The sequence below is a fragment of the Kribbella sp. VKM Ac-2568 genome, from assembly GCF_004345365.1.
In the GTDB taxonomy this organism is placed as follows: Bacteria; Actinomycetota; Actinomycetes; order Propionibacteriales; family Kribbellaceae; genus Kribbella; species Kribbella orskensis.
Genome location: NZ_SLVF01000013.1, coordinates 224725 through 237889 on the forward strand (window position 1 = coordinate 224725; position 13165 = coordinate 237889).

A 13165-nucleotide genomic window follows, 5' to 3' on the forward strand; every position below is an offset into this window, starting at 1 on the left:
CGTCAGGTGCGGAGCGCGCGCGGACGTGTCAGGGCCCAGATCACCCAGACGTCGAGAGCGATCAGGAGCAGGGACCAGAACGGCGCATAGGGAATGAAGAAGAAGTTGTCGATGGCACTGAGCACCGTCAGGAACACGGCGATCACGCCCGCCCAGACAGCCCGGGAGAACAGACCGATGCCCACCACGATCATGCCCAGGCCCAGGACCAGGTGCAGCCAGCCCCAGGCGGTGATGTCCAGATGGAACGCGTAACCCCTGACGGGCACGAAGAACTCGTCGTTGATGATCCCGGCGAGGCCGGCGATCACCTGGAACAGGCCGATCATCAACATCATCGCGGCGGCGAACGCGACACCGGTCATGGCCCAGCCCGATTCGGCCTGCGGCTCGATGCCGTGGTTTTGGGTCATCTGTGAGCCCACCCCTCCTGCTCGGCCCTCGACGAACGTCGGGTGCCCATCGACCCTAGGACCGCGGTTGCCAGGCCCGCGTCACCCTTGGCGGACGACTAGTGCGACAAGAGTGCCTTCAGTGCGACGATCAGGAGACCCAGCACGAGATAGACGAGGCCGGAGACGGCCATGCCCCACCGGGTGGCCCCCGCCTTGGCCGCGACGTACAGGGCCCAGGCCAGTTGGGATCCCACCGCCACCGCGAGCGCCAGCCACGCGGCTCCCGCGTCCGACAGACCGAGAAGCGCGCCGACACCCGCCGCGGCGGCGGGTGGTACTGCGGCCTGCACGATCGGCCATTCCCGCCTCGCAGAGGCGCGGTACTTGCTCAGGGACAGCAACTCGGCCGACCGCTCGCCGACCATCGCCGCGTAGACGTGGGCGAGCCAGAACACCACGCCGGTCGCGAGCAGCAGGACGATCAACTGGCCTACGGGTGCCGGCTCATGGCCCGGGCTGGTGCCGGCGACGACCGATGCGGCCAGCAGCGATCCGTAGATCGCCCCGGCGTAGTCGGACGGCTGCCTTCCCTGGTCCGACTTCGGCGCGCGAGCACTCGACCCGTCTTCCATCCGGCCTCCTCACGGCGCCGCTGTCTGTCGTCGCCGTGGTGGCGGACATGTCGATGACACGGGATCACCGGCAGCCTCCCGCAGCCGTCCGCCGAACGCCTCACCCCAACCGGATGACCCGGGGCAGCGGCGCCGAACCGCTCTCGAGGAGACAGCCACCGCCAGGATCATCCGGGGCGGGTGATGCTGCCGGTCGCGATGTGAGCGATCTTCGAAGCCCGGGACCGGTCGGGAAAGGGGTTTCGAGAATGACTGCAGGCTCCTTGGAACCACCTGACGGTCAGCTGCCGGCGGCGACGTCGGCGCCGGCTCCGGCGCCGACGGGTGACTCCTGGGCGCTTCCCCGGGGAGTCGTCGTTCTCATCGGGGCGGGAGGTGCCGTCCTGGCGGTCATGGGTATCCGAACTTTCTCCGACATCATCGGCCCCGTCTTTCTCGCGCTGGTCCTGACGATCGCCGTCAGTCCACTGCGCCGCCTGCTGGTCCGACGAGGCGTTCGAACCTGGCTCGCCGCGCTGATCGCGCTGGTGACCGTGAACGTCTTCCTCCTCGGCATGGCAGCCGCCGTGGCCTACTCGGTCGCCAAACTGGCCACCCTGCTGCCGACGTACCAGGACAAGTTCGCCGAGCTGGTCGATGACGCGCGCGGTTGGCTGGCGGACCACGGGGTGGGAGAGCAGCAACTCCAGGCGGCCTTGGAGAAGCTCGATCTGGGCAAGTTCTTCGACCTGCTCCAGAGCCTGCTCTCCGGACTCGTGGGGACGCTGTCCGATCTCAGCTTCGTCGTCATAGTGCTGTTCTTCATGGCCCTGGACGCCACCCAGTTCCCGGACCGTCTCCGCGAAGCCGGGCGAGACAGACCGGACATCATCAACGCCCTGTCCGGCTTCGCCCGGGGAACCACGCGCTACCTGATCGTCTGCACCGTCTTCGGGTTCGTCGTGGCCGCGATCGACGTCGGGGTCCTCTACCTGCTGGACATCCCGCTCCCCTGGCTGTGGGGCCTGCTCGCCTTCATCACCAACTACATCCCGAACGTCGGATTCTTCATCGGCGTCGTTCCGCCCGCGCTGCTGGGGCTGCTCGACCAGGGGGTGGCGACGATGCTGTGGGTGATCGCTGCCTACTGCGTCATCAATTTCATCATCCAGTCGATCATCCAGCCGAAGGTCGTCGGCGATGCGGTCGGTCTGTCCACCACGCTCAGCTTCCTGTCCCTGATCGTCTGGGCCTGGATCCTCGGCCCGGTGGGCGCCGTACTCGCCATCCCGGCGTCACTGCTGGTGAAGTCGGTGCTCATCGATGCCGACCCGTCCACCCGCTGGCTCGGCGGGCTCATCTCGGGTGGCCAACTCCCGGAGCCTGCCGAAGACACCGACCCCGCGGAGACCTCGGCGGATCTTCCACCGGTGGAGAACACCGGTGAGCGCGTCGTCGGCTAGCCGCCGAGCTCGCAATCCGGGCTGAGGTCACCAGCCGGCGTTCGACGAACGCACCTCGCGGCCGTGGACTGTCAGGGCCCAGATCACCAGGATGTCGATCGCGATCACGATCGTCGACCAGATCGGGTACGCCGCGAGGAAGGCCACGTTCACCAGGATGCTCAGGACGGCCAGAACGACGCCGGCGATGCGGCCCCACAGTTGCCCGGCGAGGAGACCGATCGCGGCAGCGCAGACCAGCACGCCGAAGATCACGTGGGTCCAGCCCCAGGCGTTGTAGTCCAGATGAATGGTGAGGCCGTTGTTCCCCACCTGGTAGTAGTCGTCGTCGAACAGGGCGACCAACCCCTGGAAGATGTGCAGGCCGCCGACGACGATCATCATGATTCCGGCGAAGACGATCCAGCCGACCCACCCGGTGGGCTCCGGATCCGACCGCCCGGTCGCAGCCTGGGGTGGCAGGTGTCGCGCGGCCGGCGAACCATCGCTTGTGTCCGACATGATGATCTCCTCAGCGAGTTGCTGGGTTCAGGATCACTGGTTTCGCCGGCGACAATCCTCACCCCGACCGGATGAGGCGACCAGGAACCCCGGGCAATAGGTTGAACGGACGGACGCCGCGGGAGGTGAGTCATGGTCCCGGTTCAACGGCCGGCCGCGCGCCGGTTCGAACATCTCGAAACGGAGGCGGGGCGGTGACCGAGGCCACGTTCGCGGTGCTCACACTCCTCATCCTGGTGTGGGCGGTCACCTCTGGCCTCCTGGCCCGCCGCAACATCACCGGCCCGCTGGTGTTCGCCGTTGCCGGCTACGCACTGGGCAACCCTGACTGGGGCCCTCTCTCGGTCGACGTGGAGGCCCCGTCCGTCCATCTGATCGCGGAGCTGGCTCTGGCGCTCCTGTTGTTCTCGGACGCTGCGAGAGTCAACCTCTCGAGGTTGAAACGAGACATTCGCCTACCTGGCCGGCTGCTGGCGATCGGCCTCCCCCTGTCCTTGGTCCTGGGCTCTCTCCTGGCCGCCTGGCTCTTCGACGATTTCACCTGGGCGCTGGCGGGCTTCGTGGGCGCCACGCTGGCTCCCACTGACGCCGCTCTCAGCGCACAGGTGATCAACGACCGCCGGATCCCCATGCGCCTGCGTCGCGCACTCAATGTGGAAAGTGGACTCAACGACGGCATCGTCACACCGGTCGTCACCTTCTCGCTGGCTGTCGCCGCCGGCCAGCTCGGGGTGGAAAGTCACGACGGCGTCTCCGATCACGGAGGCGGCGCGCTGCTCGAGCTCGCCGTCGGTGTCATCGTCGGCCTGGCCGTCGGGGCAGCGAGCGCCAGGCTCATGACGGTCGGCTCTCGACGGCGCTGGATGACCACCGGCGCCCGCCGGCTCGGAACACTTGCGGCCGCACTCGCCAGCTTCGCCCTCGCCGTCGCGTTCAGCGGCAACGGATTCATCGCGGCATTCGTGGCCGGCATCGCCTTCAGAGCAGCTCTGGACGAGGAGATTGTCGACACGGACAGCGTCGTCGAGCCACCAGAGCTTCTCGGTGAGGTCCTGGCACTCGCCGTCTGGTTCCTGTTCGGAGCCGCGCTGGTGCCGATCGCCATGCACAACTTCGACCTCACGTTGCTCGCGTACGCCGTACTGAGTCTGACCGTGGTCCGCATCGTTCCGGTCGCCTTGTCCCTGCTCGGAACGGGGCTGGACCGCACGACCGTCTTGTTCGTGGGATGGTTCGGACCCCGCGGCCTGGCATCGATCGTGTTCGCGCTGCTGGCAATCGAGCAGCTCGGCGAGATCCCGGTGGTCGAGCAGGCCGTCTCCGTCGTCGCGCTCACTGTGTTGCTGAGTGTGGTGCTCCACGGTGTCACGGCCGGTCCTCTCGGCAGCCGTTACGTCCGTCTCGAGCAGGCCGACGAAGAGGCGGGCGCCGGCCCCCGTTCACGACGCCTCGCCCACCATTCTCCGGAGTCCCCGTCACCCCGTCGAAGCGACCAGCCGTGAGTTCAGTCCCGACGGTCCTGGCGGTCGTCTCGGCGATCCCCTCGCCGGTCCTGTCGGCGGTTGACCCCGTGGACGACCACGGCAGCTGTCGCGGCCGTGGTTGCCACTCGCGCCACGGGGGCGCCGACCACACCAGCGCGGCGCATCCGTCGTCGTGCGATACCCATTTCAGCTGCCTTCCTTGGCAAGTTCTTCGTCGTCTTCCTGAATGACTGCCAGCAGGGCCTGGATCGGGATCCGTCCACTGGCCACCAGTTGTCCGCCGGCCCGACGCACGGCCGACCCGAACGGTGCTGCCCAAGTGTTCTCCCAGACAAGCACAGCCGCGGTACTTCCCGGCTCCACTGCGGCGGCGATCGCGGTCACGTCGTCCTCGCTGAGCAGCATGGCCAGCTCCGTCTCGTAGGTACGCAATGCGCCCAGCTCAGGGTCATCGAGTTCGGAGAGCTCGAAGGCCTCCAGGGTGCCGTCCTCGTCCTTCCTCATGATCAGAAGATCCAGGACGCGCACGATGTTGCGCTCCACGAGGGCTTGCAGTTCCGGCGCGATCTCACCCTTGAACTTGCTTCCCGGGAACTCGACCACGATCCAGTCGACCGGCCCCAGCTCGTCAACTTCGTCTCTCGTCACGTTGCTGGTCTCAGTCACAACCCGCTCCTCGTCTGCAAGGTCACTTCCACCACCGCACCAGAGGGCGGACTCACCTCCGGACTGCAGCGGCGAATTCAACCTAATCCGCAGAGATCCGCGGAGCCTCCTCCGCCAAGGATGAAGCGCTCCTGACGGCGTTGAGCGGACGCTGTCCGCGGTTGAGGTAGTTTGCGTTGACTGCGGGTCGCGCCGACTCCGCCAGACCAGGGGGTGTGGAGCTGCGGTGACGTTCTCCGAGGTGATGGACCAGGCGGCGGAGGTGTTCGAGGGTCTGGGCGCGGTGATTCTGTCGCTCGGGTTCGTATGGTCGGTCGTGCTGGCCGCGGCCGTGTGGCGGCGAACGAAGGACGGCAGTGAGGCATTCGCGACGCTACGGCAGTCGTTCGGGGCGGCGCTCCTGCTGGCTCTGGAGGTGCTGGTGGCCGCCGATCTCATCCGCACTGTGGCAGTGGCCCCGACGCTCGAGAATGTCACCGTCCTGGGCGTGATCGTGCTGATCCGCACCATCCTCAGCTTCTCGCTGGAGGTGGAGATCGAGGGCGTTGTCCCGTGGCGGCGGGCACTGGTCACCGGCCCGACCCGCATCGCCCAGGTCTCCAGGCGGTCCCGCGAGAGCAACCCGGAGTGAATGCCGGCGCGGTCAGCCGCGGATCTTGCGGGCCTGGGTCAGCGCCCAGATGACCCAGACGTTGAGCGCGATGATGAGGATCGACCAGAACGGCGCGTAGGGAATGAAGAAGAAGTGGTCGACCGCACTCACCACGGAGAGCACGAGCGCGACGATCCCAGCCCAGGCCTGATTGGCGAACAGACTGAAGCCGGTCACCACGATGGCGATGCCCAGCACCAGGTGGATCCAGCCCCACGCCGTCGTGTCGAGATCGAACGCGTAGCGACGGCTGACGACGATGTAGCCGTCGTCGAAGATCGCGGCGATGCCGGCGACGATCGAGAAGGACCCGACCATGACCATCACGGAGGCGGCGAAAGCGAGCCCGCCCACCATCCAACCCGAGCCGGTCTCCAGCTCGCCTGTCTCGTCCTGGATCATCGCCGCTCACTCCTCCGCCATCGTCCGGCCTACCCGGATGTTCTCGACACTAGGCCCGGCGTACGCGCCCCGCTTCACCCTTGGCGGACGACCTGCCCCACCCCGCTCCGGTCGCATCGTCCCTCCAGGATGAGGTCCCGGTGAGAGCCGGCACCTAGGCTCGACAACCAGTCCTCGAGGTGAGGAGAGCTCGGTCATGGGAATCCTGCGACGAAGGCGTGGCAACGACGTCGAACCGCGTCGGTACCGGATGAGGACGAAACTGGCGTCGATCGGTGACGACTTCTGGATCGAGGACGGCGAGGGCGCCCGCGCGTACAAAGTGAACGGGAAAGCATTGCGACTTCGCGACACGTTCGTGCTCGAAGACATGTCCGGCCGCGAGGTCGCGAAGATCCAGGAACGGAAGCTCAGCGTGCGCGACAAGGTCGCCATCGAGCGCGACGGCCACAAGGTCGCGACGGTCCACAAGGCACTCGTAGGTATCCGCGACCGCTTCGCCATCGACGTGGAGGACGGGCCGGACCTCAAGGCCCACGGGAATATCGTCGACCACGAGTACGAGATCAAACGCGACGGCGACACGGTGGCACACATCTCGAAGCGATGGTTCCGGGTCCGCGACACCTACGGAATAGAGATAGCCCCGGACGAGGACGAGGCCCTCTTGCTCGCAACCGTCGTGGCGCTCGAGCAACTGACCGACTAGGCCGGCCGGCGCTCGAAACGAGCGGACGCGCCGCGCCGGACCTCCGGCGCTTCGAGGTGGGCTCAGCTGAAGGAGGCAACCCGGTGTGAGCGCACTCCCCGTAGGCCGTTGGCTGCGGTCGGTGCGACCTGAGCGGCGGGACCTGCGCGCCGATGTGGTCGCCGGTCTCCCGCGCGCGATCAGCAGCGTGCCCGACGGGATGGCAGCCGCGGTACTCGTCGGCGTGAACCCGATCCACGGACTGTATGCGAGCTTCGCCGGTCCGATCGCGGGCGGGCTGTCCTCGAGCACCCGGCTCATGGTGATCACCACGACCTCGGCCGCGGCGCTGGCGGCCGGATCGGCCCTGGAAGGGGTGGCAGCCGCGGACCGGCCCCAAGCCCTGTTCCTGCTGACGATCATCGCCGGTGTGGTGATGATCGTGGCGGGGATCGCGCGGCTGGGGCGTTACATGCGATTCGTGTCGCACTCGGTCATGATCGGCTTCCTGACCGGGGTCTCGGCCAACATCTTCTTCGGCCAGATTCCCGACCTCACCGGCGCGGAGGCCAGTGGAGATTTCGCGCTGGCGAAGGCGGTCGACGTCCTGATCCATCCATCCCGGATCGACATCGCATCCCTGCTGACCGGGCTCGCGGCGCTCGCCATCCTCGTCGGCTTGTCGCGGACCCGGCTGGCAACGGTGAGCGCGCTGGTCGCGCTGGTCGTCCCGACTGTGGCTGTGGCGATCGCCGGTGCCGACTCGGTGACACGTGTGGAGGACGCCGGGGAGATCCCGAGCGGCATCCCGGTGCCCCAACTGCCGGACCTCAGCCTGCTGTCGTTGCCACTGGTCACGGGGGCACTGGCCGTCGCGGCCATCGTCCTCGTCCAGGGCAGCGGGGTCGCCGAGGCCGCGCCGAACCGGGACGGGACTGTCTCGAACCCGAACCAGGACTTCATCGCCCAGGGCGTCGGCAACCTCGCGGCCGGCTTCTTCCGCGGTCAACCGGTCGGCGGCTCGGTCGGCCAGACCGCGCTGAACCAGACGGTCGGCGCCCGCAGCAGGTGGGCGGCGATCTTCTCAGGCCTGTGGATGCTGGTGATCCTCGCGGCCTTCTCCGGCGTGGTCGGACTTGTCGCCCTGCCGACGCTGGCGGCGGTGCTCATTTTCGCCGCCGCAGCATCGCTCAGGCCAGGTGAGCTGAGGACGATCCTGCGCACCGGCCCGACCTCTCAGATCGCGATTATCTCCACCTTCTGCGCGACCCTGTTCCTGCCGGTCGCCGCCGCCGTCGGCATCGGGGTGACTCTGTCGCTACTGCTGCAACTCAACCAGGAGGCGATGGATCTCAAGGTCGTCGAGCTGAAATCCGTCGGCGGCGGCCGATGGACCGAACACCCGCCCCCCGAGCGGCTGCCCAGCCACCAAGCGACCGTGCTCGACGTGTACGGCAGCCTGCTGTACGCCGGTGCCCGGACCCTGGGGGCCAAGTTGCCCGACCCGACCGGCGCCGAGGCACCCGCTGTGGTACTCCGGCTTCGTGGCCGGACATCTGTCGGTGCGACGTTCGTCAAGGTGGTCGCCGACTACGCCGCCGCCCTGGACGCGGTAGGCGGCCGGCTGTACCTCAGCGGGGTGGACCACAGCCTCGCCGAGCTCCTGCACCGTACCGACCGGGTGGACGTATCCGGACCGATCAGCGTCTTCGAGGCCACCGAGCTGGTCGGCGAATCGACCGAACATGCGCTGCACGAGGCGGAGACCTGGGCGGTCGGCCACCGCCGCGACGTCCCGGAGGGGTAACCGTCAGCGGCCGACAGCGCGTGCCCGCATCGCGGCCCGCGCCGCACCGGGCAGCAGGGCGCCGATCGCGATCCCGACGATGAGGTTGATGAGCCCGGTCGCAATCTTCGATGACGTCGAGCCGCTGGTGGCAAACGGAGCGAGCGCCGCCACGGCTGTGGCCAGCGAGATGATCCATCCGAAGAACTGGAACGGCCGAGGCGTGGATATCAGCAACAGATGCAGCAGCCCGGTAGCCACCAGCGCCGCCAACCCGCAGTACAGGGCGTACGTCCAGGTGTCCGCGTCTCCCCAGGTGCCCTCGCCCTCCGGCGCGAGCACAGGTACGTCGAACACCCCGCGGGCGAGCAGAATCCCGGCAACCGCGATCAGCCCGGCGATCACCGCCGTAGCCAGCCCACCGGCCCACAACCGCCCGGCCGCAACCGCGTTCGCACCACCCTGCGTAGGTTGAACTGTCATGCGAGCGCTCCTTGGCCGGCAGCTGGACACCCTGAGCCTGCCCAGTACCGGCGGCGGATTCATCCCCCAGGCCGGATGACGCGACGCCGCTGCTACGGCACGCCGGACGGCCAGGGAAGGCTTCATCGGTCGGCGGCGTAGCTTCATCCCCAGTGGGTGATGCCCGCACAGGTCCGGCGGGCACAGTCTGATCCGGTGCGGCGCCGGGGAAACTGGCAGAGACATCGGAGTCACGAGGGACAGGTGAACGTGGCAGGCGAGATCGACACCACGGGTCAGACGGTTTCCGGCGTTCCGCCGCGCGGAGCGGACAGCCGACCGGGTTCGGACATGGTCTGGATCCCCGGCGGGACCTTCCTGATGGGTTCCGATCAGCACTATCCCGAAGAGGCGCCGGCCCATCGGGTCACTGTCGACGGCTTCTGGATGGACCGTCACACCGTCACCAACCGCCAGTTCGCGCGGTTCGTCGCCAAGACCCGCTACGTGACGGTTGCCGAGCGCGCCGCCGACCTCGCCGACTATCCCAACGCCAAAGCCGAGATGCTGGTGCCCTCGTCCACGGTCTTCCAGTCTCCGGACCACCTCGTCGACCTGGGTAATCACTACAACTGGTGGTTCTATGTGCCCGGCGCGAACTGGCGCCATCCCCAGGGACCGGGCACCTCCGTCAAGAAGCGACCGGACCATCCCGTGGTGCACGTCGCCTGGGAGGACGTCGTCGCGTACACGGAATGGGTAGGCAAGGAGCTGCCGACCGAGGCCGAGTGGGAGTTCGCCGCCCGCGGTGGCCTCGAGGGCGCCGAGTTCGCGTGGGGCGACGAGTTCACCCCCGGCGACAGGTGGATGGCGAACACCTGGCAGGGCGAGTTCCCGATCCAGAACCTCAAGCAGGACGGCTACGTGGGCACCGCGCCGGTCGGGTCGTTCCCACCCAACGGCTACGGCCTGGCGGACATGATCGGCAACGTCTGGGAGTGGACGACCGACTGGTACCAGGCACATGCCGAGACCTCACATGCCTGCTGCACCGTCGAGAGCCCTCGGGGTGGCGATCGAGAGCGGAGCTACGATCCTCAGCTGTACGACGTCCGCATCCCACGCAAGGTGATGAAGGGTGGCTCGCACCTCTGCGCGCCGAACTACTGCCGTCGCTACCGACCGGCGGCGCGGATGCCGCAGGCGATCGACACCGCAACGTCCCACCTGGGATTCCGCTGCATCACCCGTGCTGCCTGAGGCACCCGTGCCTCTGGTCCAAATGCGACCAGATCGCATATGGTGGCGTCGTGGACGCTGATCCGAGAACGCGGCAGATGACCTTGCGACCCACTCAACCTGACGTGCCCCGCGCGGTCGAGGTCCGCCGCGCCACTCCAACTGACGGCGAGGCCATCGGCATCGTCCACGCCGCCTCTTGGGAAGCCGCCTATGCCCCCTTGTTCACCCCGGACTTCGCCACCGGGGAGATCGCCGCCCGGCTGACCCGCTGGCACAACCGCGTCAGCGATGAGACGGCCCTGATCCTGCTCGCCACGCTGAACAGCCGGCCCCTCGCCTTCTCCTGGAGCACCCCCTCCACGGAGCGGCCGGGCCAGGCCGAGATCCTCAGCTTCTACGCCCACCCCGAGGGATGGGGCACCGGCGCAGCACCCCGCCTGATGACCGAGACCCTCGGCGCGCTCCGCAGTACCGGCTTCTCCCGGGTCCATCTCTGGACCCTCCGGGACACGCCCCAGTCTCGCCGCTTCTACACGAAATCCGGCTTCACCGAAACCGGCGCCACCCGCCCCCGAGACTTCGGCGACGGCACTCCCCTCCCCCAGGTCGAATACGACCGCCCCTGCTGACCACCTTTTCGCCGCCGGTCAGACGGCTTGGGAGAGGGACCGCCCCAGATCGCCGGGAGCTTTGATCAGTACTCGGTCGAGTTCCAGCCATCGGGCCATCAGCTCGAGCTCGGCCGCCAGCGGTTCGACGATCTCGCCATCGGGTACGCCGGGCTCGGCGGTGACGGTTGGGACGACCAGGGCGGACTCCCGGCGATCGGCCTTCAGATCGACCCTGGCGACCAACCGGTCACCGAGCAGGAACGGCAGCACGTAGTACCCGTGGACCCGCTGCGCCGCCGGCGTGTAGATGCTGATCCGGTAGAAGAAGTCGAACAGCCGCTGGGTTCGGTCGCGGTTCCAGATCAGCGTGTCGAACGGTGACAGCAAGGCACGCGCCCGAACCGGTCGATCCTCTGCCGCCGACCACAGGTAGCTCTGCTGGGACACCCCTTCAACGCGTACCGGAACCAGCTCGCCGGTCTCCACCAACTCGCCGATCACGCGCTTGGCGGTTGCCGTCGGCAACGGGAAGTGCCCGCCGCCGGCGCCACACAACTCGCGCGCGGTCGCGACACCGAGCGACCGCGCCGAGATCCGGACCAGCTCCCGCCGGGCCTCATCGGCATCGAGCTCAGGCCTGGCGAGTACGGCGGCCGGCAGCACCCGCTCGGTGAGGTCATACAGACGCTCGAAGTTACGCCGCCCCGCGATCGCGACCTGCCCCGTGCAGAACAGGTACTCCATGGCGATCTTGGCGTCCTGCCAGTTCCACATCCGCCCGGTGCTCGGATCCGGATCCGGGTCGGTCCGCTTGCGGCGCAGCCCGTCGGGGCTGGCCTCGCCAGCCGTGACCGGCCCACGTTCGGTGACCACGGCAAGCACTTCGTCCACCAGTCCCGGCCGCTCCGCACTCAGCCGCTGCATACCGGCCACAACCGACCACGGCACCGCCAGCTCCGGATCAAGCGCCGCATCCCACACCTGCTGCTCTGCCACCCGCATCCGCCACCGCAGCAACGGATAAGCCCCCATCGGAAGCAAACTCGCCTTATGCCCCCAGAAGTGCTCGAACAGCTCCCGCTCCCCCCTGCCCCAAGCCATCCGATCCAACGTCGCCCGCGAATAGGCCCCCAGCCGAGCAAACAGCGGTAGGTAGTGCGAACGACAAACCACGTTCACCGAGTCGACTTGCAGCACCCCAACCCGTGCAACCACCCGGCGAATCTGCCGCACATCAACCCGTCCCGACGGTGGTGGATCCGCAAACCCCTGCGCGTTGAGCGCGAGCCGCCGCGCCACGTCGATCGGAATCGTCTCCCCGGCCAGCCGCCGAACTGCTGCCATGCCCCGAACCTATCCCCCAACGCCCACCGTGGCGCCGCGCGGTAGCGTGGCGCTCGTGGTGGACTGGGCTACTCGGCCGGCGTCGGTGTCGGACGTCGCGCCATTGGCGGAGCTGCGTGCCGTGGTGTTGCGAGCGGATCTGGAACGGCTCGGGCGGTACGACGAGGAACGCGTCCGGCAGCGGCTGCGCGACGGGTTCGACCCGGCGCACACCTGGGTCATCGAGGTAGGCGGTGCATTGGCCGGCTGCGTCGCGCTGCGCCCGGCCGACGACGCTTACTGGCTAGAGCACTTCTACCTGGCCCCGCATGTACAGGGCAGCGGCATCGGTTCCGGCGTACTGCGCGAACTGCTGGAGCGCTGCGACCGCAGTGGCGTCCATGTCCGGCTGAACGTGCTGCAGGGCAGCGCGGCCCGACGCCTGTACGAGCGGCACGGATTCACCCTCGAGGCCGAGGATCCGGTGGACGTGTTCATGGTTCGCAGGCCGGCCTGAGACCCCGCTGCTTGCAGGGTGGGTCGGGTGGGCGCATCGTGGAGTGGTGGCCAAGCAGAAGTGGGACGAACTCAGTGATCGCAAGCGTCTCCTCATCATCGTGAGCGGTGTTCTCGAGAGTGCGCTGAAGGTCGCCGCCTTGGTTGACCTCGCCCGTCGACCGGCCGCCGAGGTCAGAGGGTCCAAGGTCCCCTGGGCCGTAGCCATCGCGCTGACCAACTCGCTCGGCATGGTTCCGATCACCTACTTCGTCTACGGCCGCCAAAGGCCGCCTACCACGACCTAGAACCCGAGGCGTCATGGTCCGACTGCTGCGACCTCACCGCAGGCAACCACTTGATCGGACCGGATGCGTCCTCGCA

16 protein-coding genes are annotated in these 13165 nt (G+C 67.9%); 9 read left to right on the forward strand and 7 right to left on the reverse strand.

Features of this window, described 5'->3' with window-relative positions:
• Positions 1 to 2 precede the first annotated feature (2 nt).
• Together EV648_RS33190 and EV648_RS33195 are read right to left on the reverse strand one after the other, a co-directional pair.
• Positions 3 to 413: a hypothetical protein gene (locus EV648_RS33190; RefSeq protein ID WP_132299061.1), complete on the reverse strand. Its 411-nt coding sequence runs from the start codon at positions 411 to 413 to the stop codon at positions 3 to 5.
• Positions 414 to 511: 98 nt separating this feature from the next.
• The gene (locus tag EV648_RS33195; RefSeq protein ID WP_132299062.1) at positions 512 to 1027 is read right to left on the reverse strand and encodes a hypothetical protein; all 516 of its coding nucleotides are present in this window, start codon (positions 1025 to 1027) and stop codon (positions 512 to 514) included.
• A 248-nt stretch (positions 1028 to 1275) separates the two neighbouring features.
• Between EV648_RS33195 and EV648_RS33200 the strand changes: the two genes are divergently transcribed.
• Positions 1276 to 2469, forward strand: a complete 1194-nt coding sequence (locus EV648_RS33200; RefSeq protein WP_132299063.1) for an AI-2E family transporter — start codon at positions 1276 to 1278, stop codon at positions 2467 to 2469.
• A gap of 27 nt (positions 2470 to 2496) precedes the next feature.
• On the opposite strand, the gene EV648_RS33205 is transcribed toward EV648_RS33200, so the two are convergent.
• Positions 2497 to 2970 (reverse strand): hypothetical protein, encoded by a 474-nt coding sequence (locus tag EV648_RS33205; RefSeq protein ID WP_199234946.1) that lies wholly within the window; start codon positions 2968 to 2970, stop codon positions 2497 to 2499.
• Positions 2971 to 3164: 194 nt separating this feature from the next.
• On the opposite strand from EV648_RS33205, the gene EV648_RS33210 reads away from it, so the two are divergent.
• On the forward strand, positions 3165 to 4472 hold the full coding sequence (locus tag EV648_RS33210; protein ID WP_158294131.1) for a sodium:proton antiporter: 1308 nt from the start codon (positions 3165 to 3167) through the stop codon (positions 4470 to 4472).
• 168 nt (positions 4473 to 4640) lie between these two features.
• Here EV648_RS33210 and EV648_RS33215 read toward each other — a convergent pair whose 3' ends face one another.
• Entirely contained in the window at positions 4641 to 5120 is a 480-nt protein-coding gene (locus EV648_RS33215; protein WP_132299065.1) for a DUF6325 family protein, read from the reverse strand.
• Positions 5121 to 5346: 226 nt separating this feature from the next.
• On the opposite strand from EV648_RS33215, the gene EV648_RS33220 reads away from it, so the two are divergent.
• Entirely contained in the window at positions 5347 to 5751 is a 405-nt protein-coding gene (locus EV648_RS33220) for a DUF1622 domain-containing protein (RefSeq protein WP_199234947.1), read from the forward strand.
• A gap of 12 nt (positions 5752 to 5763) precedes the next feature.
• On the opposite strand, the gene EV648_RS33225 is transcribed toward EV648_RS33220, so the two are convergent.
• Positions 5764 to 6174 (reverse strand): hypothetical protein, encoded by a 411-nt coding sequence (locus EV648_RS33225; protein WP_132299066.1) that lies wholly within the window; start codon positions 6172 to 6174, stop codon positions 5764 to 5766.
• A gap of 196 nt (positions 6175 to 6370) precedes the next feature.
• Between EV648_RS33225 and EV648_RS33230 the strand changes: the two genes are divergently transcribed.
• Positions 6371 to 6883 carry an LURP-one-related/scramblase family protein gene (locus tag EV648_RS33230; RefSeq protein WP_132299067.1) on the forward strand — a complete coding sequence of 171 codons (513 nt, stop codon included), beginning with the start codon at positions 6371 to 6373 and terminating at the stop codon, positions 6881 to 6883.
• An 85-nt stretch (positions 6884 to 6968) separates the two neighbouring features.
• A complete protein-coding gene (locus EV648_RS33235; protein ID WP_132299068.1) occupies positions 6969 to 8669 on the forward strand; it encodes a SulP family inorganic anion transporter in 1701 nt (566 codons plus the stop codon).
• Between the two features lie 3 nt (positions 8670 to 8672).
• Here EV648_RS33235 and EV648_RS33240 read toward each other — a convergent pair whose 3' ends face one another.
• Complete coding sequence (locus EV648_RS33240) at positions 8673 to 9131, reverse strand: DUF6069 family protein (RefSeq protein WP_132299069.1); 459 nt, start codon at positions 9129 to 9131, stop codon at positions 8673 to 8675.
• A gap of 243 nt (positions 9132 to 9374) precedes the next feature.
• On the opposite strand from EV648_RS33240, the gene EV648_RS33245 reads away from it, so the two are divergent.
• Both EV648_RS33245 and EV648_RS33250 read left to right on the forward strand, forming a co-directional pair.
• Positions 9375 to 10370, forward strand: coding sequence for a formylglycine-generating enzyme family protein (locus EV648_RS33245; RefSeq protein WP_241995834.1), 996 nt, complete (start codon positions 9375 to 9377; stop codon positions 10368 to 10370).
• 77 nt (positions 10371 to 10447) lie between these two features.
• Entirely contained in the window at positions 10448 to 10981 is a 534-nt protein-coding gene (locus tag EV648_RS33250; RefSeq protein ID WP_132299070.1) for a GNAT family N-acetyltransferase, read from the forward strand.
• A gap of 18 nt (positions 10982 to 10999) precedes the next feature.
• On the opposite strand, the gene EV648_RS33255 is transcribed toward EV648_RS33250, so the two are convergent.
• On the reverse strand, positions 11000 to 12307 hold the full coding sequence (locus EV648_RS33255) for a winged helix-turn-helix domain-containing protein (RefSeq protein WP_132299071.1): 1308 nt from the start codon (positions 12305 to 12307) through the stop codon (positions 11000 to 11002).
• Between the two features lie 55 nt (positions 12308 to 12362).
• Here EV648_RS33255 and EV648_RS33260 point away from each other — a divergent pair, with 55 nt between their 5' ends.
• Positions 12363 to 12803, forward strand: coding sequence for a GNAT family N-acetyltransferase (locus EV648_RS33260; RefSeq protein ID WP_132299072.1), 441 nt, complete (start codon positions 12363 to 12365; stop codon positions 12801 to 12803).
• 46 nt (positions 12804 to 12849) lie between these two features.
• On the forward strand, positions 12850 to 13089 hold the full coding sequence (locus EV648_RS33265) for a DUF5652 family protein (RefSeq protein WP_132299073.1): 240 nt from the start codon (positions 12850 to 12852) through the stop codon (positions 13087 to 13089).
• The last annotated feature ends 76 nt before the right edge of the window (positions 13090 to 13165 follow it).